Source organism: Streptomyces sp. R11, from assembly GCF_041051905.1.
GTDB lineage: Bacteria > Actinomycetota > Actinomycetes > Streptomycetales > Streptomycetaceae > Streptomyces.
Window position 1 is genome coordinate 1,376,924 of the sequence record NZ_CP163432.1, and the last position, 24,815, is coordinate 1,401,738.

Consider the following 24,815-nt stretch of genomic DNA (forward strand, 5'->3'; position numbering starts at 1 on the left):
CCTGCAGCACATGAGTCGTCGCTCTACTGGTTTTGTCGGCGTCTGGGCTGAGATGCAACGGCAGCAGCAGCGCCAACTGGAAGCCGAAGCCAGACGGCGGAGACAGCAAGATCAGCAAGCGCGGGCCTACCAGCGGCGAGCTGCCCAGAGCCACCGCGACTACCGGCAGGCAGAGGCTCTACGACGCACGGAGGAGCTGGACGCGCAGGTTGCGTCGTTGCAAGGTCTTCTTGCCTCGGGTTGCCAGGCTCCGGCCTTCAGGGCTGCCTCTCTCATGCGACCTGAGGAGGTCCAGCCCTTCGCTCCAGGACCATTGGCACAGCCAGTGCCCATGCCGGATTTCAATCACTACCAAACGCAGAGCGGCTGGACTGCGAGTCGCCGGGCCCAGGCGCAGGCCGAAGCACGAGCGCGCTTCGAGCGGGACTGGCAGGTTGCTCAAGCCGCGGAGGCTCACCGACAGCAACAGTTGGCGTCGTACCAGCGGGAGTACCAGCAGTGGGCCGATACTCAGCTGGCTGATGTACGGCGGCACAACGCCGGCGTCGTGGCGATAACCGAAGGCGTAAGGCGCCAGGATCCCGATTCCGTGATCGAGTACTTCTCTGCCGCTCTCTACGCCTCGACGGCATGGCCGGAAGGTTTCCCACGCCAGGTGGCAGCAGCCTACGACCCGGCAGCCCGGCAATTGGTACTGGATTGGGAGTTGCCTGCCTACAGCATCGTGCCGGAGGCCAGGGCCGTTCGGTACATGTCCGGGGTCGACCAGGACAAGGAGACTCCCCGCCCAGCAGGCCAGCGCCGTTCTTTGTACAGGGAGGTTCTGGCTCAGTGCATGCTGCTTGTTTTGCACGAGCTGTTCGCCGCAGATGAGCTGGGTGCGCTTGAGTCAGTGACCTTGAACGGGTTCGTCGATGGGCATGACCCTACGACGGGCCGACCGGGCCAAATTTTCCTCGCAACCGTCATGGCCTCGCGCTCTTCGTTCCGTGACTTGCACCTGGCGCAGGTGGACGCAGGTAGTTGCCTGGCTGACGCCCTGCGCGGGCAGCTCTCGGCTCGACCGGACCAGCTCGCACCGGTACGGCCGAGTAGGCGGCCGCAGGATGTCGGGAACCGCGTTGTCGCCCACGGCAGCGATGAGGAGCCGGACCTGTTCGCCATGGACCCGATCGCCTTCGAGAATCTCGTTGCCGATCTCTTCCGGGCCATGGGGATGCAGGCGGTGACCACCCAGCGCTCCAACGATGGTGGTGTGGACGTCGACGCACTGGATCCGGCACCGATCCGAGGCGGCAAGATCGTCGTGCAGGTGAAGCGCTACCGCAACACGGTGCCGCCCACCGCTGTGCGCGACCTGTACGGAACCGTGCAGGACGCCGGTGCCAACAAAGGTGTCCTCGTGACGACGTCAGGGTTCGGCCCTGGCTCGCACACTTTCGCCAACGGCAAGCCGCTGGAACTCATCTCGGGCTCCGAACTCGTAGACCTGCTGCATCGTCATGGGCTGCGTGGGCGGCTTGGTGACGGCGATCGGCAAGTCTCAGCACAGCCGACGCCCTCCGTGCCGGACACTCGGCTGCCAAACGATTACAACGTCTTGGGCATGTCGTGGACCGGAAGCGTCGCCTTGGACGTGTGTGCTCTCGTCTGCCGTGGCAACCGGGTCCTCAGTGACGATCACTTCGTCTTCTTCAACAACCCGCAGACGCCGGACGGCTCAGTGCGTGCTCTCCCCGCCACTGCGCCTGACAAGGCCGCGATCTGTGTCTCCTTCGACGGATTGCCCGATGAGGCTGATCGGTTCGTACTCGTGGCGGCCATCGACCCAGAGGTCAACCCGGACGCCGACCTCTCCGGTTTCACGGACGCCAGCATCCGCCTGCTCGACCCGGGGCTGGCTGAACAGGGACAGCTTGAAGTCTCCGACGGCCGGCCGCGCGAAACAGCCTTGGTACTCGGCTCCTTCCGCCGAAGGTCGAACGGAGACTGGGACTTCGTCCTGGGCGGCAAGGGCTACACGGGCGGTCTGGAGGAACTCGTTCAGGATTTCGGCATCGAGGTGGAGTAGCTCCACCTGGGTCCAGAGCTGCTGCGCTGGATGAGGGCTGTGAACGCGGCTTGATGATCCAAGTCAAGCCGTGTTCATAGCCCTTTAGGATCACTGTGAAACGACCACCGCGCTGGCGCAGCCATTGGTCACAAGCACTCTGCGGACCGCATCTGCCGTGGTGTCGCTGACTCGTCAACGCCCCGTACCTCGCAGCGCAGCCAATGATCGTTCGAGTGCATCGCGGCTTTCAACGGCTTCCGGATGTTCGGCGTCCAGGTTCCGCGTCCTCGCCTGCAGTACGTCTCGGTGGATTCGAGCCGCTTCCCCGAACTCACCGAGCCCGTGCAAGGCCGTGGCGAGTGCGTGGCGGCCGTTCAGGGTGCGGGGGTGATCGGGGCCGAGCGCCTGGTGGGCCATCCGAACCGTCTCGCGCGCGAGGCGAGCAGCTCGCGCGTGTTCGCCGAGGCGGTTCAGGGAATCGGCCAGGTGGTTGAGGCTGGAAATCGTACGAGGGTGAGTGGGCCCCAGCACCCTCGTACGGATCTCCGCCACCGCGGTATGGATCTCGGCCGCTTCCCGGTGACTTCCTAAGCTGTCCAGGGCCAGAGCGAGGACGTCACGGCTGGCCAGCGTTTCGGGATGGTCCGGGCCGAGCGCGTGAGTCAAAGCGCTGGTGGTGCTCATGGCCAGGTCGACGCTCTCGGCATAACGACCCATGTACCGCAGTGCCCTTGCGAGGTGATGACCGCTGGAGATCGTGTCGAGGTGACTCGGACCGAGTACACGGGTCCGCACGGCCAGAACCTCTCTGTGTCGGTCGATGGCCGCACTGTAGTCCCCCGTGGCGCGTAGCGCGCGAGCGTACTTGCTAAGACACTCCAGAGTGTCTGGGTGGTCGGCGCCCAGGATCTGCCGGGCTATGTCGTGCGCGTTCCGCCTTAAAGTGAGCTGGAGTGGATGGGCGCCCGCGTCACTGAGGAGCGCGGCGAGACTCTCCAATGCGCCCAGGGCATCCGGAAGTGGAATGGAGCCGTCTGCGCCGAGCTCGGCGACGAGAGCGAAGTGAGGTGCGATGAGCCGGGCGCGGTCCCATGACGACTGCGAGACTTCCGACAATTCCCGGGCCCGGGACATCAGATGCAGCCCAACCTCCCGGCGCCAACCAGGAACGTCTGCGGTCGTCGTGGACAGGATGTACACGTTCACTTCGCGCACCAGTGGGTGCAGGACGAGACATGGGACTGAGACATCACCACCGTGGGCAGTCTCCGTGGCCTGTAGAAGGTCATAACGGCGGAGACCGGATAAGGCGTCGTCGAGGGCCCCTTCGGTGACGGTTTCGCCGATGACCGCCTGAACAAAGCCACCAACGACGAGGTCCCTGGGAATGGGCGCGTCGGCGAAAAGAGACAGCAGCCGCAGAACCGGGCGGGCCAGCGGCCTCCGGTCCCCGGCAAGCTGGTCGAGCGAGATCTCCCAGGTATGGCGAACCACGTCCCGGGCCACCTCTGGGTCGGTCGCATCGGGCTGTTCCGGGCCGAGCAAGGGAGACAGATCCTGGTCCAGCGCCTGCTGGTATGCGGTGAACGTGCGGTACCTGCTGGTCGTCTCGGTCAGGTAGCGGCCGGCTGCTCGCAGCGCAAGGGGCAGACCTCCCAGGCGAACGGCGAGCGACTCGGCCTCGGACAACGTCCCCGACTGTGGTGCCAGGTCGAGGAGAACCTGTCCTCCTGCTGGTGTGGTCAGCGGCCGGAGCCTCAGTAGTTCGGCTGCGGAGCCCCAGACGTCCTGGCTCGTATCTCGGCTCGTCAGGAGCAGGAGGCCGCCGCCGTAGGGCCGGACCCAACCGCGGTAGTGACTCAGTTGTTCTGTCGCCGGAACGATCGGGCTGGGATCGTCGATGTTGTCGATGACCAACAGCCACTTGCGGGTGCGGGCCAAATGCAGCCAAAAGACGTCTGGAAGGCTGTCATGGCCGGCCCGGGCCCGCTCCAGGAGTGCAGGGGGAAGGCCACAATCAACGGCGACCTGTATGAGCTGTGCTTGCAAGGACTCAAGGCCCTGCCACCGTACCCAGTAGGCGTCGTACCCGGCTTCTGCCGCTTTGGCGCACAGCATCGCGGCCACCGTGGTCTTCCCCATGCCGCCACCTGCGCAGAGCACGGCGAAGCGTCCGTTCGGTGTACGGAGCATGTGGGTGAGACGGTCCAGTTCCGCCTGTCGACCGTGCATCAGCTCCGCCTCGATGTGCGGGGGGCGAAGAGAGGCGGGGCTCACCGAGGCGAGTGGGCGAACGGGGGTCAGCGTCGAGGGCGGGGACGTCTCGCCACCCCAGCGCGTGCTGAACCACGTCAAACCGATGCTGAGCAGGGCCAGCGCAGCGAAGGTGGGCCAGATCACCCAGGCATGGCCGGCCCACCAAGGTACAGCGTCACTGGCGTAGTTGGTCACCGGTCCCAGGAGCACCGTTATGACAGCCAATAGTCCGGCGACTCCCGCACCCGTGCGGGCCTGAGACTGACGTCGCATGCGCTGCTCCTCGCCCAGCGTGTCGCTGCCGGCCTATCAATGCCCACGGTTCGGGCTGGCGACACCGAGGGCGTCGCCACAGCCGCTGGTCGGCATAGAGGCGGGGCGGATGTGGAGCTCCGGGCCAACTCGTCGTCCCGGTGCCTGAGCAGATCGGGTGCATGCTTGTTGCAGAGTTGGCTTCAATCTCAGAAGTGGTCTGTGGGCGCGGCTTGATGACTCATTTCAAGCCGTGTTCGCAGGCCTTTTCTTTGAAGGTGCTGGCTCAGTCAAATTCGCTGCGGAGTCGCGTCCGTACCCGGGCTGCTCCCGCCCGTGCCCGAGACATTCTCAAGGCTTGCGCGGAACTGAACGGCGCTAATGTACTTTCGGCGTCGAAGACCGGGGAGGGGTCCCAGAGTGACCAGGACGTGGTGGCTCATGCAGGGTGATGTGCGGGTCGGTGAACTCCGCGAGTACGGGATCGACCAGCCGACATTCTTGTGCCACTTCCTGCCTGGACCGGGCTGGGAGCCCGTCAGTCTGCTGTTCGAGGCGTGGGCGGCCGTTCCGGGCCTTGATCCTGACGGGAGCCGGAACGCGGAGGCCATCCGCCCCTTGATGGATCTCGGGCTGACCCTGCACCCTTCGGACGGAGGCGCGCCCTTGCGCTGCTTCAGAGACTGCATCCTGCGCATCTATGGGGACACGGCCCGCCTCCGTTGCTGACCTGCCGACAAACGCACGTGCCTGTCCAGGCCGGCGCTGTTACGGTGCCGCATCGTGAGTACGGACATCCATGGCGGCATCGAGTTTCGTCACCCCGGCGTCGACACCGACAACTACGAGGGCGAGCCTTGGGTAACCGCCATGGATCTTTGGCCGCTGTACGACGAGACCGACTACGCCGCCTTCGGCTGTCTCTTCGGAGTGCGCAACTACGCGGGCTTTCAACCGCTCGCACCAGACTGCGGCCTTCCCATCGATCTGTCGAGCAGGATGCGTTCGCAGTTGGGGGCCTGGGTTGCATCGGGCGACCTGCATAGCGCGACCTGGGTCAGCTGGGCGGAGCTCGCTTCGATGGATCTTGCGACCGTGCCTGATCACTTCATCGGCCGGCTCACCTGGCACACAAAAACGCTGCCATCGACACTGCACCAACAACTCGTGTCCGATTCCTGGCCGCCGGAAGCTCTGTCCGCGGTAGGCATGCCACCGGCGGACTTGCACAGCGCGACGGGACGTGTGGAGTGGACCACCGACGAAGTGACGTGCACATACGAACCGTTGACCGTCGGTGCTGCCCTGGGACCTGAAACGCACTGGCCACATGTGTTCGCAGTGATGAAGTCTCTGGCAGACCGCTTCGGTGATGACGGCGTCCGCCTAGTCGTGGCGTTCGACTGACTGCACAGAGCCTCTCATCTCGCACACCGCAGCGCCGCTGTCGGTCCCCCTCGCGGGTCACCCGTTCACCTCTCCAGACAGCCGTCTGGTTCGACCCGCGCTGGCCCACACCTCGGCCAACCTTCTCAAGCAGGCCATCAGGAGCACGGACGGTGTCGGTGAAAGCGGCTTGATGACTCATGTCAAGCCTCGCTCACAGACCGTTGTCTCGGCTCCGCCGACTGCAACTGGCAAGTTATTGACCGCGGAACTCTGAACTGCTGGTGGACTGACGGAAGTCGGGGCGGGCTGGCCCCTGGGGTTACCCGGGGGAGACATAATCCGGGCGTGATACTCACTGGTCGACAGCTCGCCCTGGCCACCCTGGACCGTCAGCTCTTGCTCGAACGCCAACGCCTGGACGTGGCGGAGGCTGTTCGCCGTGTCTGTGCTTTGCAGGCGCAGGCGCCGGCATCACCGTATCTGGCGTTATGGAATCGCGTGCGCGACTTCGCGCCTGAGGATCTCGACGCGGCGTTCGCGGACCGCCGGATCGTGAAGGCAACCCTCATGCGGCTCACGCTGCATGCCGTCCATGCCGAGGACTACGAGCCCTATCGAGCTGCCATGCTCAGCACTCTGCGGGCGTCGCGGCTGTACGACCGACGTTTCACCGCGACAGGGCTGGCCCCCACCGACGCTGACGCGCTACTCCAGGAGCTCGCCGGGTTCCTGGAGCGGCCCCGCACCGGCACCGAGGTGGAGGACTACGTCACGGGGAGGTTCGGCGAGCACGCGCACCGTGTGTGGTGGGCGCTGCGCACGTACGCGCCCGTGCATCATGTGCCGACGGGCGGCCCGTGGTCGTTCACACAGCCGAACACCTACCGTGTCCCCCCAACCGCCCCTGGATCCGCTCCACTGGAATCGGACGCTGGGGTTCAGTGGCTGCTGCTCGCCTACCTACGGGCGTTCGGGCCTGCGTCGGCCCAGGACTTCGCCCGGTTCACCCTGCTGACGCGCCCCGTGATAACCCAGACGCTGCACAAGCTTGGCGACCAGGTGGTACCAGTGGCAGGGCCGGGCCGCGCCGCCCTGTTCGACCTCGTGGACGCTGTCCTGCCCGCCGAGGCTGCTGCCGATGTGGGACAGCACGCTGTTGGCCCACGTCGTCCCCGGTCGCGTCATGCCCGAGAAGTACCGGCCGCTGGTCGTCCGGCGCAACGGAGACGTGCTGCCCTGTCTGCTCGTCGACGGGCAGGTCGCCGGAGTATGGCGTGCAGCGGACGGCGGGCTGGAGTTGACCACGTTTCGCAAGCTCGGCAAGGCCACGTGGCAAAGTCTGATGGAGGAGGCGGAGAGGCTGTCAGCGCTGCTCGTCAAGCGCGATCCATCTGTCTACCGGCGTTATGGACATTGGTGGGACAAGGGGTTTCCCGCTGTCGAGAGCATGACGGTCAAGGGCTGACCGCGCCGCCAGGTTGCATCCTTGCCTTTGGGACTTCGTCCGCGGCGGCAAGGGCGCACGGGCGGCTTGGAAGAGGTCGTCCGGGCCCACGGCATCGACGTGGAATAGATCAGCCCGTGCCCGGACGCTGCCAGCAGGACGGTCGTGGTCTGTGAACGCGGCTTGATGACCCACGTCATGCGGTCGCGGCTCCAGGAAGGCGGAAAGCGCCCACTCACGGCCGCGGCCCGGCCGATCTCGGGTCGATAGGCCTGATAGACGGTGACGGTGGACTCTGTGTGCTGGGCGCGCACACGGAACTTGGGTTCGTGCTCGGCGGGCCGGTCGTTCTGATCATTCACGGGGACAGCTTCGCCCCCTGGCCGCATCCCCATCCAGCGAATATCGCTGCACGCCCCCTTGGCTCCGTGCACCTCATGCCCAACACTGAGCCGATGACGCAGCGTGTGGAGCTCGCCACCCTTAGGGACCGGATGGCGGTCGACGGAATGGTCACCGAGTACGCGGTGGCCGTGGACGACGGGGACTGGGAGGCATACCGGAGTCTGTTCACCCCGGATGGACACGCGGACTACCGGTCGGCCGGCGGGATCGAGGGGGACGCCGAGAGGGTGGCCACATGGCTCGCGGAGAGCCTGGGGCTGTTCTCGATGCGGCAGCACCTGATCGTCAACCGCAGGGTGCGCTTCGGGATCCTGGAGCAGGACATCGGCGACACGGCCAGGGTGCAGGCCGACTACATCAATCCGATGCGGTTCGCCGCGAACGGCGAAGGCTCCTCCGCCCCCGACTTCGTGTGCGGCGGCCGCTACGCCTTCGGGCTGCTGCGCACGGACGACGGCTGGCGGCTGCACGAGGTGGTCGTACAGGAGAAGTGGCGCCGGCTGCCCGACCGGACCGCACCGGCCGTCACCACCTGACGTGATCACCGCGCGTGATCACCGGCCGTGATCACCTGAGCGGACGCCCACTGTCCCACTGTCAGTGCCTGGCCGCACACTGGAAGGACCACGGGGTAGGAGGCGATACATGAAGACGATCAACCACTGGCTCACCTCCCGGTGGCGGCGTTCGATCACCGCCGTTCTGGCCGGCGCACTGCCCGTGCTGGCCTTCCCCGAGCCGTCGTGGTGGTGGTTCGCTTACGTCGCCCTGGTTCCGTGGATCGCGCTGCTGCGCTCCGCCCCGAGCGGACGGCGGGCGCTGCACGACGGCTGGTGGGGCGGCTTCGGCTTCATGCTGGCGATGCACCACTGGCTGCTGCCGAACCTGCATGTGTTCACGTTCGTCATCGCCGCCCTGCTGGGCGCGCTGTGGGCCCCCTGGGGCTGGCTGGTGCGCCGCTTCCTGGCCGCGCGGCCGTCTCCGGGGCGGGTCGCGGCGGCCCTCGTCGTGCTGCCGTCCGGCTGGCTGCTGATCGAGCTCGTCCGCTCCTGGCAGGAACTCGGCGGGCCGTGGGGCGTGCTCGGCTCCAGTCAGTGGGAGGTGGAACCCGCGCTGCGGGTCGCCTCGGTGGGCGGCGTGTGGCTGATCACCTTCCTGATAGTGGCCGTCAATGTCGCGGTCGCCGTGCTGGTGGTGCTGCGCAGGTGCCGGATCCCCGCACTGGCCGGGCTGCTCGCCACGGCCGTCGCCGCCTCGGCCTCCTGGGTGTGGTCCCCGCGACCGGACGTGGAGGACCGAGTCCGGATAGCCGTGGTGCAGCCGGGCGTCATCCAGGGCGCGGACAGGCCCGAGCGGCGTTTCGACCGGGAGGAGCACCTCACCCGCGAGCTGGCCGGCCGGGGCGTCGACCTGGTCGTCTGGGGCGAGAGCAGCGTCGGCTACGACCTCGACGACCGGCCCGACTTCGCGCGCCGGCTCGCGGCGCTGTCCCGCGAGACGGGGGCGAACATCCTGGTCAACGTGGACGCGCAGCGCTCCGACCGGCCCGGCATCTACAAGAGCTCGATCCTCGTCGGCCCGGACGGCCCGACCGGCGACCGCTACGACAAGATGCGGCTGGTGCCCTTCGGGGAGTACATACCGCTGCGCTCGATGCTGGGCTGGGCCACCTCCGTCGGCAAGGCCGCCGCCGAGGACCGCCGGCGCGGCACCGAGCAGGTCGTGATGGACACCGGGCACGGGCTGCGCATCGGCCCGATGGTCTGCTTCGAGTCCGCGTTCTCCGACATGAGCCGCAACCTCGTCGACCGCGGCGCCGAGGTGCTGATCGCCCAGTCGGCGACCTCGACGTTCCAGCAGAGCTGGGCCCCGGAGCAGCACGCCTCGCTAGCCGCACTGCGCGCCGCAGAGACCGGCCGGCCGATGGTGCACGCGACGCTGACCGGCGTCTCCGCCGTGTACGGCCCCAGCGGACAGCGCATGGGTTCCTGGCTGGGGACGAGCGAGAGCACCAGTACGGTCTACGAGGTTCCGCTGGCCGACGGTGTCACGCCGTACGTCCGCTTCGGCGACTGGCCGCTGCAGGCGGCGCTGCTGATCATGGCCGCGTGGGCCGCGACCGAGGGCGTTCGGACCCTGCGGCCCCGGTTCAGGCGCCCTGCTCCTGCACCGCGCGTACGACCCGCTCGCACAGCTCATGGGTCGCCAGCGCGTCCCGGGCGCTGAGCACCTTGCCCGCACGCACGGCGTCGAGGAAGGCGAGCACCACCTGCTCGATGCCGCGCTGCCGGGCCACCGGCACCCAGTCGCCGCGCCGCCGCACGGTCGGCTGGCCCTTGTGGTCGACGACCTCGGCGAGGTTGAGGACCTGACGCTTGGTGTCCTGCCCGGACACCTCGAGGATCTCCTCGGCCGATCCGCTGAGCCGGTTCATCACGCCGAGCGCGGTGAAGCCGTCCCCGGCGAGCTGCAGCACGACATGGTGCAGCAGCCCGCCCTCGACGCGGGCGCGCACGGTCACGTCGTCGACGGGGCCGGGCGCGAGGAAGCGGAGGGTGTCCACGACGTGGATGAAGTCGTCCAGGATCATCGAGCGCGGCTCTTCCGGCAGCCCGATCCGGTTCTTCTGCATCAGGATCAGCTCGCGCGGATGGTCGGCGCACTGCGCATACCCGGGGGCGTAGCGCCGGTTGAAGCCGACGGCGAGGCTCACGTTCCGCCGCTCGGCGAGCGCCACCAGCCGCTCGGAGTCGGCGAGTTGATAGGCGAGCGGCTTGTCGACGTACGTCGGCACGCCCGCCTCCAGCAGCCGGGTCACGATCTCCGGGTGCACGACGGTGGGAGCGTGCACGAAGGCGGCGTCTAGGCCCTGGGCGAGGAGCGAGTCGAGGTCCGTGTGCCGCCGCTCCGCCGGCAGATGGAGGCCGTCCGCGACCCGGGCGAGCGTCGCGGGCGTACGGGTCTGCAGGTGCAGTTCGACCCCGGGCTGCACACCCAGCACCGGCAGGTAGGCCTTCTGCGCGATGTCACCGAGTCCGATGCAGCCGACCTTCACGGGGTGTTCTCCTCAACTGCTTGCCTGCCGGGGTCTGCCTGGAAGCATACGGCTGCTGCGGCGGCCCCCAGTCGGCGATCGCCTCGAAGCTCCGCAGGAACAACGCGGGCGCGACCTTGGACAGGCCCGCGAGTGTGGTGTTCCGTACGACGGTCGCGGCGCGGCCGGTCATCAGGTTGAGGCGGGCGACCTTGACGGCCTGGCGGGCGAGGGCGGTCGTACGCGGGAGGCGGGCTGCCGTGTAGGCGGCGAGGTCGCCGCAGTGGTGGGCGAGGACCACGGCGTCCTCGATGGCCTGGTTGCCGCCCTGCCCGAGCATCGGCGGCATAGCATGCGCGGCGTCCCCGACCAGGGCGACCCGCCCGCGGTGGTAGGCGGGCAGCGCCTCGGCGATGTGGTGGACGTCGTGACGCAGGACGTCCTCGGGGCGGGCGGCGGCGAGGATCGCGGGGATCGGGTCGTGCCAGTCGCCGTAGCGGCGCAGCAGTTCGGCCTTCTCGTCGTCGGGAGCGCGCTCTGCGGCGGGCGTGATCGCGGCGGCGTATGCGTAGACCCGGCCGTCCTTGAGCGGGTGCGAGCCCCAGATGCGGCCCCGGCCCCAGGACTCGTGCGAGGCGAACTCCGCGCCGGGCACCGGGAGCACCATCCGCCATGTGGTGAAACCGGAGTAGACGGTGCCGGGATGGTCCGGGAAGAGCACGGGGCGGACGCCGGACCGGATGCCGTCGGCGGCCACCACGAGGTCGGCCTCCATCTCGTCGTCCGATGTCGCCACGCGCGCCGGACGGTCGGAGTCGCCGGGGTCGGTGACGGTCGCGGCGACTCCGGTGCGGACGGCTCCGGACGGGAGCAGTGCGGCGAGACTGTTGATGAGGGTGGCCCGGTGAAGGAGGACGAGGGGGCCGCCGAAGCGTGCGGCGACCGCGTCGGCGTCGGTGCGGGAGAGCCAGCGTCCGGATGGTGTGCGTACTCCCCCGTCGCCCTGCCAGGCGGCCAGGTCGCGGATCTCGTCGCCGAGGCCGATGACGTCCAGCGCGCGCAGGGAGTTGGGCGCGAGGGAGATGGCCGCACCGACCGGCTCCAGGGACGGGGCCCGCTCCAGAACGGTGACCTCCCAGCCGCTTTGGTGCAGCGCGGCGGCCGCTGTCAGGCCTCCGATGCCGCCGCCGATCACGACGGCCCGCTTGGACTGTGCCATGGCTCCTCCTGCGTGACTACAGATGTAGTGCTCAGTGCGTCGACTGTACTACAGCTGTAGTTCGATGCACTACAGACGCAGTTCGACGTACTACAGACGTAGTGCGAGAGGTAGGTTGATCTCCATGTCCGAGCACACCCCGCGCGCCGCGCGCTCCGATCTCGTCGCCGACACCGCCCTCGCGCTGCTCGCCGAGCGCGGGATGCGCGGGCTGACGCACCGGGCGGTCGACGAGACGGCCGGCCTTCCCCAGGGCTCGACGTCCAATCTGGCGCGTACCCGGCAAGCACTGCTGGAACTGGCGGTGCGGCGGCTCGCCGACCGCGAGGCGCGGGTACTGGCCCTGGAGGAGCTGCCCGACCCGCGCGGCGGCCTCGACTCGCTGGTCGACGGCCTGGCCCTGGCCGCACACCGCGCCCTGACCCGCAACCGCGAACTGACGCTGGCCCGCTACGAACTGGCCCTGGAGGCCACGCGCCGCCCTGAGCTGCGCGCCTACTTCGACGCGACCGGCGCCCGCTTCCGCGACCAGCTCACCACCCTGGTGACCGCGATGGGGTCGACGGACCCGGCACGGCACGTGCTGTCACTGGTCGCCTGGGCGGACGGGCTGATGTTCAGCTGCGTCGCCGGGTCCTTCAGCTCGCAGACGCCGGGGCCGGCGGAGGTGCGGGCGAGCCTGCGCGAACTGCTCGACGGGATGTTCGGCCGGTGAGCCGTCCGACCGCGATAACTCCTGGTCAAAAAAATCGAGTTGAGAAACGATGCGGGCATGACCATCGAACGCCATGAGCCCGACACCACCGCCGACGAGCGCACCATGCTGGAGGGCTGGCTGGACTACCACCGGCAGACCCTCGCCTGGAAGTGCGAGGGCCTGACCGACGCCCAGCTCAGGACCGCCTCCGTGGAGCCGTCCGAGCTGACCCTGATGGGGCTGGTGCGGCACATGGCGGAGGTGGAGCGGTTCTGGTTCCACGAGATCCTCCTGGACGAGGACCTCGGGGTGCTCTACTGCAGCGAGGACGACCCGGACGGCGACTTCCACTTCACCGAGGCCGACACCTGGGACGAGGCGCACGCGACTTGGCAGACCGAGATCGACAACGCCCGTCGCAATGCGGCCGGCTTCGGCCTGAACGACATCTCCAAGGGCAGGAGCCGGCGGGGCGAGCCCTTCAATCTGCGCTGGATCATCACCCACATGATCGAGGAGTACGCCCGTCACAACGGCCACGCCGACCTGCTCCGCGAGCGTGTCGACGGCGCCACCGGCGACTGACGTCAGCGGCGGCGGGATCGGGCCGCCCTTACGGGGTCAGAGATCACCCGTAGGAAGCAAGGTTCGCTCGTCCGCTGTCCCAACGGCCGCTGAACCCAGCAGAGTTGCGCGGGTGCATCGAACGACGACCACCGCAACGCTCCTGGTCACCATGGCCGTCTCGGCCCTCTCCGGCTGTACGACGGTCCAGCGCCCGCCGGCGTCCGACGCGCCGCCGACACCGTCCCAGCCGGCGGCGCCGGTCCCGAGCGGGCACAGGGACCCGGAGATCGTGCAGGCACCGGCCCGCGAGGCCCTGGCGTTCATCGGCCCGTCCCGCCGTCCGACCCCCTCGTCGTCCGCCGCGCACTCCACGTCACCCGGCTCCCCGCCCCCGGCGCACACACCACCGGCCCCTCGCTCGCAGCCCCACTCCCGTCCCGAGCACCAGGAGCCCCGCCGCCCGGCCCCCAAGGTCCCGAAGGCGCCGTCGGTCAAGATCCCCGACGTGCCGGATTCGACCCGCCCGGAGGTCCCGAAGAACACGAACGTCTGCGCGCTGGGCAAGCAGTACGGCGGCTGGCGGGCCGACAGCCCGGAGTCGAGGATCTGCGAGCAGACGTACGGCCATTGAGCGGCGGGGGCGCGGAGGCGGGTACGCGGCATGCGCCGCCCTCCTTGGTGCCGCCGGGGCCCCCGGCCTCCCCCGGCTCCCGCTACGGCCGTCCTCCGCCCCCGTCTGCCGCTACGGCCCCTCCCCCAACCACACCTCCAACCGCCTGATCTCCGCCCGCACCCCGTCCCCATACCTGTCGTCCGCCAAGGCCCCCGCCGCTCCCCGTGCCCGGCGCAGATGGACGCGGGCGGCCTCGGCGCGGTCGAGCTTCACATAGTCGGCGGCCAGATTCAGGTGCAGCGAGGGATACAGGGCCCGTACGGCCGGCGCGTCATGTCCGTCGCCTGCACCGGCACCGGCCCCCTCGGCCTCGGTCAACGCCCGCAGATCCCATGCCAGTTCGTCCGAGGGGTCGTCCTGTGTGTCGGCCAGGTAGTGCGCCAGGGTGCAGCGGTGCAGCGGGTCGCCGTCCTCGCCGAGCTCCGTCCACAGGTCCAGCAGCCGGCGCCGTGCCTCCTCGCGGTCCCCCGCGTGGTGCAGCATGACGACCTGCCCGATCCGCGTCAGCACGGCATCGGGCGCCGTACGCTCCTGTCGCTCCGCCACCGCGTCCTCCGGGCCATCGTCGGCTGATCCCTCGACGCTAACGGCCCTCACCGCCAAACCCGGTCAGGCGGCTCCGTACGGCACCGGGCCGGTCCGGGGCAGGACCGGCCCGGCCGCGGCTCAGCCCAGGTCCGGGATCCGCCAGTCGATGGGGTCGTGCCCCTGCCGGGCCACCGCCTCGTTGATCTGCGTGAAGGGGCGGGAGCCGAAGAACTTCTTCGCCGACAGCGGCGAGGGATGCGCGCCCTTGACCACCACGTGCCGCGTCTCGTCGATGAGCGGGAGCTTCTTCTGCGCGTAGTTGCCCCACAGCACGAACACCGCGGGATCGGGCCGGTGGGCCACGGCCCGGATCACAGCGTCGGTGAACTTCTCCCAGCCCTTGCCCTTGTGCGAGTTGGCCTCGCCGCCGCGAACCGTCAGCACCGCGTTGAGCAGCAGGACGCCCTGCTGGGCCCAGGGCATCAGATAGCCGTTGTCGGGGACGGGGAGGCCGAGCTCCTCCTTCATCTCCTTGTAGATGTTGCGCAGCGACGGCGGCGTCTTCACGCCGGGGCGCACCGAGAAGCACAGACCGTGGCCCTGGCCCTCGCCGTGGTAGGGGTCCTGGCCGAGGATCAGGACCTTCACCTGCTCGTACGGCGTCGCGTCCAGCGCGGCGAAGACCTCGTCGCGCGGCGGGTGGACGGGACCCTTCGCCCGCTCCTCCTCGACGAACTCGGTCAGCTCCTTGAAGTAGGGCTGCTGAAGCTCGTCGCCCAGAACCCCGCGCCAGGACTCGGGCAGCATGGCGATGTCGGTCACGTCAACTTCCTTACGATGTACGGCGAACGGTGAGAGGCGACCGCGCTGCGGTCACCTCCAGGCCACAGAACCTACAGGCGGCCACTGACAATCGCCCCGCCCACCGCACATCCCACCGCTACCAGCTGGTCTTGCGGTACAGCTCACCCATCATCATGATCGTCGACGGGTCGAGCGCCCGCTCGGCGCCCGAGACCTCGGCGCTCGCGGCCACGTACTGCCGCCCCTGCCACAGCGGCAGCAGTCGCGCGTCGTCGACGAGGATGCGCTGGGCGTCCTCGAAGTCCTTGACCACGTTGGCCCGGTCGCTCTGCGCGCGGGAGTTGGGCAGCAGGGTCTCGGTGATCTTGGGCGTCACGTACGGCGTGCCCAGCGCGTTCTGCTCGCCTACGAACGGCGCGATGAAGTTGTCGGCGTCCGGGAAGTCGGGGAACCAGCCACGCCCGAACACCGGGTACTCGCCCTTCTGGTATCCGGCGACGTACGTCTTCCACGGGCGGCTCTTGAGGGTGATCTCGAAGAGACCGGACTTCTCCAGCTGGCTCTTCAGCTCCTCGAACTCCGCCTTGGTCGCGGAGCCGTAGCGGTCGCTGGTGTACCAGAGCTTGAGCGGGACCGGGGTCGTGATGCCCGCGTCGGCGAGGATCTCGCGGGCCTTGGCCGCGCTGGGCTCGCCGTAGTCGTCGAAGAAGCCCGTGGTGTGGCCGGTCAGACCCTTGGGGACCATGGAGTACAGCGGCTCGACGGTGTCCCGGTAGACCTTGTGGGCGATCGCCGGGCGGTCGATGACCTGGGCGATGGCCTTGCGGACGGCGGACTTGCCCGCCATCGGGTCCTTCGGGTTGAAGACCAGGTAGTTGATCTCGGTGCCGGAGCCCTCGATCAGCTGGAGCTCGTCGTCATCGTCGGCCTGGAGATCGACGATGTCGTCGGCGGCGAGGCCACGGAAGGCGACGTCGAGCTCCTTGTTGCGCAGGGCCGCGACCATGGGGGGCGAGTCCTGGAAGTAACGGATGGTTACCGCATCGTTCTTGCGCTCCGCGTACCCCTGGTAGCCGTCGTTCTTGACGAGTTCGGCTCGCTTGCCCTCCTCGTAGGACTCCAGGGTGTACGGCCCGGATCCGACGATGGTGCCGTCCTCGCGCAGCTTGTCCGCCGGGTAGTCCCCGGGGTCGACGATCGACATCGCGGGCGTGGCGAGCACGAACGGGAAGGTGGCGTCGGCCTTGTTGAGGTGGAAGACGACCTCGCGGTCGTTCAGCACCTGGACTCGTTCGAGGCTGCCGAGCAGACCGGCGGGGCCACCGTTGACGTTGATCTTCCGGATCCGGTCGATCGAGTACTTGACGGCCTTCGCGTCGAGCGCGTGCCCGTCGGAGAACTTCAGGCCCTCGCGCAGCTCGCACTGGTACTTCATGCTCGAACTGTCGGTGAACTGGCAGCTCTCGGCGGCGTCGGGCTCCGGTGCCGTCGAGCCCGAGGGATAGCTGAGCAGTGTCTGATAAATGTTGCGGAACAGTTCCCAGGAGCTGTCCCAGGACGCGGCGGGATCAAGGGTGCTGGGGGCTGCGGTGGTGCCCACGACGATCGGCCCCTCCTCGTCCGTCGAATCGGACGAGAGGACTCCGCACCCTGCCACCAGGGACGATATGGACGCGATGGCCGCCACCTGCCGCAGGCGTCGGATCCAGTTGAACACGCGCACGCTCCTCGATCTGCCATACCAAGGGTCGGCAGACCATACCGCAGTGTTCCGGCCGTCGGACCTCCCGTCTCAATGAGCACTTGTTCGATCTTGTGGTGACTACGTTGTCACCGGTCGTTCGTCTCCTGATCGGGATCTCCTGATACGTCGACACGGGCGCCGCTGGTGTCCAGCGGCGCCCGTGTCGAGGTCTCGTGTCGACCGTGCAGCGGTCCCCTCCGTCAGCCGACGCCGGCGTTGAGGAAGATGCCGCCGTCGACGACCAGCGTCTGCCCGGTGACCCAGTCGGACTGGTCCGAGGTGAGGAATGCGGCGGCTCCGCCGATGTCGGAGGGCACGCCGAGCCGGCCCAGCGGGTAGGCCGCGGCGGCCTCCGCCTCCCGGCCCTCGTACAGGGCCTGCGCGAACTTGGTCTTCACCACGGCCGGGGCGATCGCGTTGACCCGCACCTTGGGCGCGAACTCGTGCGCCAGCTGCTGGGTCAGGTTGATCAGCGCGGCCTTGCTGACGCCGTAGGCCGCGATGAACGGCGACGGCGCGATCCCCGCGACGGAGGCGATGTTGACGATCGCGCCGCCGTTGTCCTTCTGCCAGGCGTGCCAGGTCTTCTGCGCGAAGCCGAGCGCCGAGATCACGTTGGTCTCGAAGACCTTGCGCGCGACTCCCAGGTCGAGGTCGGCGATCGGCCCGAACACCGGGTTCGTACCGGCGTTGTTGACCAGGTGGTCGACGCGGCCGAAGGCCTCCATGGTGCGCTCGACGGCGACGGCCTGGTGGGCCTCGTCGTGCGCCTTGCCCGCCACGTAGATGGCGCGGTCGGCGCCGAGCTGCTCGACGGCCTCCTTGAGGGCGTCCTCGTTGCGGCCGGTGATGCACACGCGGTCGCCGCGCGCGACGAGCGCCTCGGCGACGCCGTAGCCGATGCCTCGGCTGGCGCCCGTGATGAGGGCGACCTTGCCGGAGAGTTCAGGCAGTTCAGTCATGTCCGTGTCTTCCCAGTCCTAGTCGAGCGGTCCGCCGGCGACGTACAGCACCTGGCCGGAGACGAATCCGGCCGCCTCGCCCGTGAAGAAGGCGATCGCGTTGGCGATGTCGTCCGGCTCGCCGACCCGCGCGACCGGGATCTGGGTGGCGGCGGCGGCCTTGAAGTCCTCGAAGCCCATGCCGACGCGGTCGGCGGTGGCCTTGGTCATCTCGGTGGCGATGAAGCCGGGCGCGACGGAGTTGGCGGTGACGCCGAACTTGCCGAGCTCCTTGGCGAGGGTCTTGGTGAAGCCCTGGAGACCGGCCTTGGCCGCGGAGTAGTTGACCTGGCCGCGGTTGCCGAGCGCGGAGGACGAGGAGAGGTTGACGATCCGGCCGAAGCCCGCGTCGACCATGTGCTTCTGGCAGGCCTTGGACATCAGGAAGGCGCCGCGCAGGTGCACGTTCATGACGGTGTCCCAGTCGGCGACGCTCATCTTGAACAGCAGGTTGTCGCGGAGCACACCCGCATTGTTGACCAGGATCGTAGGAGCGCCGAGCTCCTCGGCGATCCGTGCGACGGCCGCCTCGACCTGTGCCTCGTCGGAGACGTCGCAGCCGACCGCGAGGGCCTTGCCGCCGGCCGCGGTGATCTTCTCCACGGTGTCCTTGCAGGCGGCCTCGTCGAGGTCGATCACGGCGACCGCGCGGCCCTCTGCGGCCAGTCGTACGGCGGTGGCGGCACCGATGCCCCGCGCTCCGCCGGTAACCACGGCGACCCGCTGCTCAGTGGTGGACATTGCTGGTTCTCCTCGCCCTCGAGATGCGGCTCGTGCGGCGCGCCCGATGGTGAGCGACCGCTTAGTACCTTCAGCAAGACGTGACGCTAGAAGCCCTGGCACCCGGTGTCAACGGCCGACCGGCTGCGTGTGATCGATTCCCCGTACGCCCGGCGCGAACCGGGCGTACCCAGCCATGGTCCCCGCTCGGCCGTGTCCCGCCGTGCACACCCGAACGGCCTACGGCTGCGAGCCGCCGAGCACAAGGGCACCTAGCGTCGAAGCGCGAAGTCATCGATGGCCGGAAAGGAGGCGCTCCATGCGCCGTCGCACCGGTGCCGTCGGCACGCTGTTCGTGATCGCCGCGATTGTGCCGTTCGCCGAACCCGCTCACGCACAGGATCTGGACTGCCGCAGTTTCACCTTCCAGGAGGACGCGCAGGCTCTCTTCGACTCGGACCGCAACGATCCTCATCGGCTCGACGAGGATCAGGGACGGGACGACGGGATCGCCTGCGAGACGCTGCCCCGTCGCGGCGGCAACGGGGACGACGGGGGCCTCACCTCGTCCACGACGCGGCCCAGGACCCGTTCCTCGGCGCCCGTGACGCCTGAGACTCCAGACGCTGCCATCACTCCTGCCACGCCGGCCACTCCGGCCGCTCCTGTCACACCTGCGACTCCACGTGCCACCGCCACACCTGCCACTCCTCGTGCCACCGCCACCCCGACCCGCGGCACGCGAGGCGGGATCGGCGGCGCCACGACGTCCGGCCCCGGCGGCTGGGACATCGCCATCGGCCTGGCCTTCGTCACGGGCTCCGCGCTCGCCGCCGGTCATGTGCTGAAGCGGCGCAGGGGCTGACGCCCGACGCGCGTGCACTGACGCCCGACGCACGTGCGGTGCCGACGCGGGGGTGATCACCGCACCAGCAGGTCCAGCAGTCGCTCCGTCTCGGCCGCCGGATCGGCGGTGAGCCCCGTGTGCACGGGTCCGGGCTGCACGACCGTCGAGCGGGGCGCGATCAGCCAGCGAAAGCGTCGCCCCGGGTCGTCGCCCGCGGCCTGCCCCGCCGCGTCGCCGCCCGCGCAGACACCCTCGACGGCACGGAGTGCGGCCCGTACCCCGGCGACGTCGGCATCGGGGTCCAGCGCGCGCAGTCTGGTCTCGTCCAGGTGGGTCCGGGCAGCGACGTAGGACTTCGCCCGGCAGTACACGAGCACTCCGGCGTTGATGCACTCGCCGCGCTCGACGCGGGGTACGACGCGCAGGACGGCGTACTCGAAGACGTCGCGGTCGCCGCCCTGGCCCGGCTTGATGAAGTGGCGGTCGCTCACTTGGTCCCCTCGATTCCGGTGACGCGTTCGTGGACGACGACTGCCCGTGCCAGCAGCGGCCGGGCGTAGGCCCGCCTGAGGTCGTCCGCGGTGTCGAAGCCGGGCTCGGCGGCCAGCCAGGCGTCCGGGATCTCGGCGGTCACCTCGGTCAGCAGGTCCTCGGTGACCAGCGGCGCCAACTCGGCGGCGGCTGCCCGCACGTCGGGGGCGAAGCGGGCGAGGGCGTGGTCGGAGGCGTCGTACGGGCGCTCCGCCGAGGCCTGTGCGCCGGGCCAGTTGTGCTGCCAGATCATGGTCGCGCCATGGTCGATGAGCCACAGTTCGCCCTGCCACATCAGCAGGTTGGGGTTGCGCCAGGACCGGTCGACGTTGTTGACGAGGGCGTCGAACCAGACGACTCGGCCGGCGTCCTCGGGGCTCACCTCGAAGGCGAGGGGGTCGAAGCCGAGCGCGCCGGAGAGGAAGTCCATGCCGAGGTTGGTGCCGCCGCTGGACCTGAGCAACTCCTGTACCTGCTGGTCCGGTTCGCCGAGCCCCAGCACCGTGTCGAGCTCCACCGTCACCAGCCGGGGCACCCGGAAGCCCAGCCTGCGGGCGAGTTCACCGCAGACGACCTCCGCGATGAGCGTCTTGCGGCCCTGTCCGGCGCCGGTGAACTTCATGACGTACGTCCCGAAGTCGTCGGCCTCGACGAGTCCCGGCAGTGAGCCGCCCTCACGCAGCGGCGTGATGTAGCGGGTCGCGATGACTTCCTTGAGCATCGCCCCAGGTTACTGGCGCGGGGACGGCGTCCGGGGGCGGCCCGGGGTGTGGTGCGCCGCCGCGTCGACAGCAAACCGACAGCCCTCGACAGGGAACCGACAGCTCCGCTTTACCCACGTCCAGTCGGGACCGGGTCAGGATTTCGACAGCGTCTGAACAGCCGGTCCGAACGGACCGTACCTCTCGGCAGATCACGAATGACCGGAAGGAACGTCAGCATGACCAGCGAATCAGTTCAGCCCGTGTCGGGTCCGAGCCGCCGTACCGTCGTGGCGGCGGTCGGCGCGGCAGGGCTCGCCGTTGCGCTGACCGCGTGCGGATCGGACGACGACGCGTCCGGCTCGTCCACCGAACAGGGCGCCGGCGCCGGCGCGACCACCGAAGCGGGCGGCTCGTCCGGCGGGGCCGGCGCGGGCGGTGCGGCGCTCGCGAAGACCGCCGACATCCCGGAGGGCAGTGGCAAGGTCTTCAGCGACGAGAAGGTCGTGGTCTCGCAGCCCGCGGCGGGCGACTACAAGGCCTTCTCCACCATCTGCACCCACCAGAACTGCCCGATGACGGACCTCAAGGAGGACACCCTCTCCTGCGCCTGTCACGGCAGCCAGTTCTCCGTTCTCGACGGCAGCGTGAAGAAGGGGCCCGCGACCCAGCCGCTGGCCGCCAAGCAGATCAGCGTGTCGGGCGACTCGATCACGCTCGCCTGACCCGGGACGGACGCTTGAGGCCGCCCAGCACCTCGTCCGTGGTCGCGACCGTGGCGACCAAAGCGAGGGTGTGGCGGATCATCGCCGGGGTGTAGTCGGAGGGCACCCCGGCGATGGCGTCCCGGGGCACGACCACGACGTATCCCCGGTTCACCGCGTCGAAGACGGTGTTGGGGATCGCGACGTTGGCCGAGACACCGGTGACGACGAGCGTGCGGCAGCCGAGGTTGCGCAGCAGTGCGTCGACGTCGGTGCCCTGGATCGGGGACAGGCCGTGCAGTCGTCGTACGACGAGGTCCTCGTCGGTGACCCCGATCGGCGCCGCCACGCGTACCGCCGTCGTTCCGGACAGCTGCTGGACGGGGAGCCGTTCGGCGGCGCGGAAGAGGCGGGCGTTGTGGCTGGCACCGCGACCGTCGGGGCGGCGTTCGGCGATCGCGTGGATCACCTGGACGCCGCTCTCATGGGCGGCGGCGACCAGCCGGGCGACGTTGCCGAGGGCGCCCGAGGAGCGGGCCTCCTTGGCGAGTTCGGGCAGCGCACTGTCCGGTCCGACGACGCCCTGCTGGCATTCGACGGTGAGCAGGACGGTGGTCGCGGGGTCGAGGAGTTCACTGAGCTCTGCAGGCGACGGCATGGTTCCCCCTGTGACCGACGGCGTGGACGGGCGAGCGTAGCCACCATTGCGTGTGGACGGAAGACGACCCATCCTTTTCTGACGTGATGTCAGAGGATCTCTCCTCTGGCACGACGTGAGAGAAGAGGGGGCCGCATGACCGTCACTCAACGCCGGGGCCGGAAGATCATGATGACGCCCGGTGAGCTGGACGAGTTTCTCGCCACGCAGCGCACCTGCCGGGTCGCCACGGTGTCCGCCGACGGCTTCCCGCATGTCAGCGCGCTGTGGTTCGCCTGGGACGGCAACTCGCTGTGGCTGTACTCGGTGGTCCGCAGCAAGCGGTGGACCGAGCTGCGCCGTGATCCGCGGGTCGCCGTCGTGATCGACACGGGCGAGGAGTACGAGCAGCTGCGCGGGGTCGAGCTGTCCGGCACCGTCGAGTTCGTGGGCGAGATCCCGCGCGTCGGCGAGCTGCGCGCCGAACTCGACGTCCCCGAGACGCTGTTCGCGCGCAAGAACTTCGGCCTCGACGACATGCCGCACGACGGCAGGCACGCCTGGATGCGGCTGACGCCGCAGAAGATCGTGTCCTGGGACTTCCGGAAACTGGGTTCGCGCTAGGCACCATCAGTCTCCGGTGATCTTCTCGGCCGCCGCCTGGAGGGCCCCCACCGCCGCCCGGATCGACGGGCGGCGGTCGGCGTCCGCGCGCCACACCGCGTACACATACCGGTGGACCCGATGGCGCACGGGCACGACCCGCACCCCGGGCGGCATCGGGTCACGGCCCAACCGTGGCGCGACACAGACTCCCAAACCGGCGGCGACCAGCGCGAGTTGGGTGTGGTGCTCCTCCGCGCGATGGGCGATACGGGGCTCGATGCCCTTGGTGCGCAGCGTGTAGACCAGCCACTCGTGACAGAACTCGCCCTCGGGCCAGGCGACCCACTCGTCGTCCGCGAAGTCCTCCAGGTCGACCTCCCGCCGGTCGGCGAGCGGGTGCCCCTCGGGCATGGCGATCTCCACGCGGTCGTCGAGGATCGCGGCCTTGGCGAGCCCCTCCGGCATGGGCAGCGGCTTGTTGTACCAGTCGAGGACGACGGCCACGTCGGCGTCCCCCCGGATCACCGCGGCGACTCCGTCCTCGGGCTCCAGCTCCCTCGTCCGCAGGCGCAGCGCCGGATGGCCGGCTCGCAGCGTGGTGAGCGCGGCGGGGAACAGCCCCCGCAGGGCGGTGGGGAACGCGACGAGCCGGAGCTCACCGACCACCTGGCCGCGCTGTGCCTCCAGATCGGACTGGGCGAGCTCGACCTGCGACAGGATGCGCGCCGCGTGCTCGGCGAGCAGCCGCCCCGCGTCCGTGAGCCGCACACCCCGGCCGTTCTTGGCGAGGAGCTGCTGGCCGATCTCCCGCTCCAGCTTGGACATCTGCTGCGAGACGGCCGATGTCGTGATGTGCAGGCCCTCGGCGGCACCGCTGACCGAGCCGTGCCGGGCGAGGGCGTCGAGGGTGCGCAGGCGCTCCAGGTTCAACATGTAAGCAATGCTACGAGATACCGCACCGAAAAACTCGATTGTGCTACGAGATCGTTTGGCGGATCGTTGCCGCCATGAGCATCGCCTCCTCCGCCGGCTCCGTCTCCACCGGCCCCGCTTCCACTGACTCCGTCTCGACCGGCCCCGCCTCCCCCGCCTCCCGCGAACCGGCCGAGGCCGCCCCGCGCCCCCGCCTCGACTGGCGGCTGCGCTTCGCCGCGCTGTCCCTGATCTGGGGCTTCAGCTTCCTGCTCATCAAGGTGGGCACCGACGGCTACGCCCCCTTCCAGGTCACGCTGGGTCGGCTGGTGTTCGGCACGGCGGTGCTCGCGGTCGCGATGGCGGTGAGGCGGGAGCGGCTGCCGCGGGGGGTGCGGACCTGGGGGCATCTGGCGGTCGCCGCGTTCCTGCTCAACGCGCTGCCGTTCTCCCTGTTCGCGTACTCCGAGCTGACGATCCCGTCCACGCTCGCGGGGATCTGCAACGCGACCTCGCCGCTGTGGGGGATGGCCCTGTCCCTGGTCGCGCTCTCGGAGGACCGGCCGACTCGGATCAGGGTCGCCGGGCTCGGGGTCGGCTTCCTGGGCGTTCTGACCGTGCTCGGGGCGTGGCAGGGCTTTCACGGGCTGGATGCCACGGGGACGGCGATGGCGCTGCTCGCCTCCTTGAGCTACCCGATCGGCTGGATATACATCCGGCGTACGCTGGCCGGCTCCAGTGAGTCGCATCTGTCGCTCACCGGTGCGCAGTTGTTGCTCGCCGCGGTGCAACTCGCCGTTGTGACGCCGGTGTTCACCTCCGCGCCGACCCGCTTTCCGATGCTGCCGCTGCTCGCGATCGTGGCGTTGGGGGCGCTCGGGACGGGGCTCGCGGTTCTGATTCAGTACGGGCTCGTCGCGGAGGTCGGGCCGACCACGGCTCAGATGGTCACGTACTTCATTCCTGTCATCGCCACGGTGGCCGGCGTTGCCGTACTCGGCGAGTCGTTGACCTGGACCACACCGGTCGGGGCGGTGATCGTTCTTGTGGGGGCGGCGCTTACTCAGGTGAAGCGGGGCGCGTAATGGAGA

Annotated in this window: 23 protein-coding genes and 2 pseudogenes; 12 read left to right on the top strand and 13 right to left on the bottom strand. The window is 69.1% G+C overall.

Annotated features, from left to right (window positions below; translation table 11 throughout):
* Nucleotides 1–10 precede the first annotated feature (10 nt).
* Complete coding sequence (locus AB5J55_RS06275) at nucleotides 11–2,071, top strand: restriction endonuclease (RefSeq protein WP_369269707.1); 2,061 nt, start codon at nucleotides 11–13, stop codon at nucleotides 2,069–2,071.
* Nucleotides 2,072–2,245: 174 nt separating this feature from the next.
* Here the strand turns inward: AB5J55_RS06275 and AB5J55_RS06280 are convergent, their stop codons facing one another.
* A complete protein-coding gene (locus AB5J55_RS06280) occupies nucleotides 2,246–4,504 on the bottom strand; it encodes a tetratricopeptide repeat protein (RefSeq protein ID WP_369269708.1) in 2,259 nt (752 codons plus the stop codon).
* A gap of 840 nt (nucleotides 4,505–5,344) precedes the next feature.
* On the opposite strand from AB5J55_RS06280, the gene AB5J55_RS06285 reads away from it, so the two are divergent.
* Both AB5J55_RS06285 and AB5J55_RS06290 read left to right on the top strand, forming a co-directional pair.
* Nucleotides 5,345–5,968, top strand: a complete 624-nt coding sequence (locus AB5J55_RS06285) for a hypothetical protein (RefSeq protein ID WP_369269709.1) — start codon at nucleotides 5,345–5,347, stop codon at nucleotides 5,966–5,968.
* A 327-nt stretch (nucleotides 5,969–6,295) separates the two neighbouring features.
* Nucleotides 6,296–7,415, top strand: a pseudogene (locus tag AB5J55_RS06290) (winged helix DNA-binding domain-containing protein).
* Nucleotides 7,416–7,573: 158 nt separating this feature from the next.
* Here AB5J55_RS06290 and AB5J55_RS06295 read toward each other — a convergent pair.
* Nucleotides 7,574–7,783: pseudogene (locus tag AB5J55_RS06295) on the bottom strand (DUF4291 family protein); the annotation flags it as partial.
* A gap of 66 nt (nucleotides 7,784–7,849) precedes the next feature.
* On the opposite strand from AB5J55_RS06295, the gene AB5J55_RS06300 reads away from it, so the two are divergent.
* Nucleotides 7,850–8,335 (top strand): nuclear transport factor 2 family protein, encoded by a 486-nt coding sequence (locus tag AB5J55_RS06300; protein WP_369269710.1) that lies wholly within the window; start codon nucleotides 7,850–7,852, stop codon nucleotides 8,333–8,335.
* Nucleotides 8,336–8,444: 109 nt separating this feature from the next.
* Complete coding sequence (gene lnt, locus AB5J55_RS06305; RefSeq protein WP_369269711.1) at nucleotides 8,445–10,025, top strand: apolipoprotein N-acyltransferase; 1,581 nt, start codon at nucleotides 8,445–8,447, stop codon at nucleotides 10,023–10,025.
* Here lnt and AB5J55_RS06310 read toward each other — a convergent pair.
* Both AB5J55_RS06310 and AB5J55_RS06315 read right to left on the bottom strand, forming a co-directional pair.
* Nucleotides 9,949–10,854, bottom strand: coding sequence for a Gfo/Idh/MocA family protein (locus AB5J55_RS06310; RefSeq protein ID WP_369269712.1), 906 nt, complete (start codon nucleotides 10,852–10,854; stop codon nucleotides 9,949–9,951). The genes lnt and AB5J55_RS06310 overlap by 77 nt on opposite strands.
* On the bottom strand, nucleotides 10,826–12,052 hold the full coding sequence (locus AB5J55_RS06315; RefSeq protein ID WP_369269713.1) for an FAD-dependent monooxygenase: 1,227 nt from the start codon (nucleotides 12,050–12,052) through the stop codon (nucleotides 10,826–10,828). The genes AB5J55_RS06310 and AB5J55_RS06315 overlap by 29 nt, the downstream gene beginning before the upstream one ends.
* 124 nt (nucleotides 12,053–12,176) lie before the next feature.
* On the opposite strand from AB5J55_RS06315, the gene AB5J55_RS06320 reads away from it, so the two are divergent.
* The 3 genes from AB5J55_RS06320 to AB5J55_RS06330 all read left to right on the top strand — a co-directional run bounded on the left by AB5J55_RS06320 (nucleotide 12,177) and on the right by AB5J55_RS06330 (nucleotide 13,947).
* Nucleotides 12,177–12,767: a TetR/AcrR family transcriptional regulator gene (locus tag AB5J55_RS06320; protein WP_369269714.1), complete on the top strand. Its 591-nt coding sequence runs from the start codon at nucleotides 12,177–12,179 to the stop codon at nucleotides 12,765–12,767.
* Between the two features lie 57 nt (nucleotides 12,768–12,824).
* Nucleotides 12,825–13,334, top strand: a complete 510-nt coding sequence (locus AB5J55_RS06325) for a DinB family protein (RefSeq protein WP_369269715.1) — start codon at nucleotides 12,825–12,827, stop codon at nucleotides 13,332–13,334.
* 112 nt (nucleotides 13,335–13,446) lie between these two features.
* Nucleotides 13,447–13,947, top strand: a complete 501-nt coding sequence (locus tag AB5J55_RS06330; protein ID WP_369269716.1) for a hypothetical protein — start codon at nucleotides 13,447–13,449, stop codon at nucleotides 13,945–13,947.
* Between the two features lie 111 nt (nucleotides 13,948–14,058).
* Here AB5J55_RS06330 and AB5J55_RS06335 read toward each other — a convergent pair whose 3' ends face one another.
* The 5 genes from AB5J55_RS06335 to fabG all read right to left on the bottom strand — a co-directional run bounded on the left by AB5J55_RS06335 (nucleotide 14,059) and on the right by fabG (nucleotide 18,807).
* Nucleotides 14,059–14,535, bottom strand: a complete 477-nt coding sequence (locus tag AB5J55_RS06335; RefSeq protein WP_369269717.1) for a hypothetical protein — start codon at nucleotides 14,533–14,535, stop codon at nucleotides 14,059–14,061.
* 120 nt (nucleotides 14,536–14,655) lie between these two features.
* A complete protein-coding gene (locus AB5J55_RS06340; protein ID WP_369269718.1) occupies nucleotides 14,656–15,339 on the bottom strand; it encodes a uracil-DNA glycosylase in 684 nt (227 codons plus the stop codon).
* Between the two features lie 118 nt (nucleotides 15,340–15,457).
* Nucleotides 15,458–17,038, bottom strand: a complete 1,581-nt coding sequence (locus AB5J55_RS06345) for an ABC transporter substrate-binding protein (RefSeq protein ID WP_369269719.1) — start codon at nucleotides 17,036–17,038, stop codon at nucleotides 15,458–15,460.
* Between the two features lie 227 nt (nucleotides 17,039–17,265).
* Nucleotides 17,266–18,027, bottom strand: coding sequence for an SDR family oxidoreductase (locus AB5J55_RS06350; RefSeq protein ID WP_369269720.1), 762 nt, complete (start codon nucleotides 18,025–18,027; stop codon nucleotides 17,266–17,268).
* A gap of 18 nt (nucleotides 18,028–18,045) precedes the next feature.
* Nucleotides 18,046–18,807, bottom strand: coding sequence for a 3-oxoacyl-ACP reductase FabG (gene fabG / locus AB5J55_RS06355; RefSeq protein ID WP_369269721.1), 762 nt, complete (start codon nucleotides 18,805–18,807; stop codon nucleotides 18,046–18,048).
* Between the two features lie 298 nt (nucleotides 18,808–19,105).
* On the opposite strand from fabG, the gene AB5J55_RS06360 reads away from it, so the two are divergent.
* Entirely contained in the window at nucleotides 19,106–19,651 is a 546-nt protein-coding gene (locus AB5J55_RS06360) for an excalibur calcium-binding protein (protein ID WP_369269722.1), read from the top strand.
* 56 nt (nucleotides 19,652–19,707) lie between these two features.
* Here the strand turns inward: AB5J55_RS06360 and AB5J55_RS06365 are convergent, their stop codons facing one another.
* Entirely contained in the window at nucleotides 19,708–20,124 is a 417-nt protein-coding gene (locus AB5J55_RS06365; RefSeq protein WP_369269723.1) for a DUF3037 domain-containing protein, read from the bottom strand.
* Nucleotides 20,121–20,885: a HipA family kinase gene (locus AB5J55_RS06370; RefSeq protein ID WP_369269724.1), complete on the bottom strand. Its 765-nt coding sequence runs from the start codon at nucleotides 20,883–20,885 to the stop codon at nucleotides 20,121–20,123. The genes AB5J55_RS06365 and AB5J55_RS06370 overlap by 4 nt, the downstream gene beginning before the upstream one ends.
* Nucleotides 20,886–21,104: 219 nt before the next feature.
* Here AB5J55_RS06370 and AB5J55_RS06375 point away from each other — a divergent pair, with 219 nt between their 5' ends.
* A complete protein-coding gene (locus tag AB5J55_RS06375; RefSeq protein ID WP_369269725.1) occupies nucleotides 21,105–21,590 on the top strand; it encodes a Rieske (2Fe-2S) protein in 486 nt (161 codons plus the stop codon).
* On the opposite strand, the gene AB5J55_RS06380 is transcribed toward AB5J55_RS06375, so the two are convergent.
* Complete coding sequence (locus AB5J55_RS06380; RefSeq protein ID WP_369269726.1) at nucleotides 21,577–22,227, bottom strand: cysteine hydrolase; 651 nt, start codon at nucleotides 22,225–22,227, stop codon at nucleotides 21,577–21,579. The genes AB5J55_RS06375 and AB5J55_RS06380 overlap by 14 nt on opposite strands.
* Nucleotides 22,228–22,362: 135 nt before the next feature.
* Between AB5J55_RS06380 and AB5J55_RS06385 the strand changes: the two genes are divergently transcribed.
* Nucleotides 22,363–22,830 (top strand): pyridoxamine 5'-phosphate oxidase family protein, encoded by a 468-nt coding sequence (locus AB5J55_RS06385; RefSeq protein ID WP_369269727.1) that lies wholly within the window; start codon nucleotides 22,363–22,365, stop codon nucleotides 22,828–22,830.
* Between the two features lie 6 nt (nucleotides 22,831–22,836).
* Here AB5J55_RS06385 and AB5J55_RS06390 read toward each other — a convergent pair whose 3' ends face one another.
* Entirely contained in the window at nucleotides 22,837–23,745 is a 909-nt protein-coding gene (locus AB5J55_RS06390) for a LysR family transcriptional regulator (protein ID WP_369269728.1), read from the bottom strand.
* A 38-nt stretch (nucleotides 23,746–23,783) separates the two neighbouring features.
* Here AB5J55_RS06390 and AB5J55_RS06395 point away from each other — a divergent pair, with 38 nt between their 5' ends.
* Complete coding sequence (locus tag AB5J55_RS06395; protein WP_369269729.1) at nucleotides 23,784–24,809, top strand: DMT family transporter; 1,026 nt, start codon at nucleotides 23,784–23,786, stop codon at nucleotides 24,807–24,809.
* The last annotated feature ends 6 nt before the right edge of the window (nucleotides 24,810–24,815 follow it).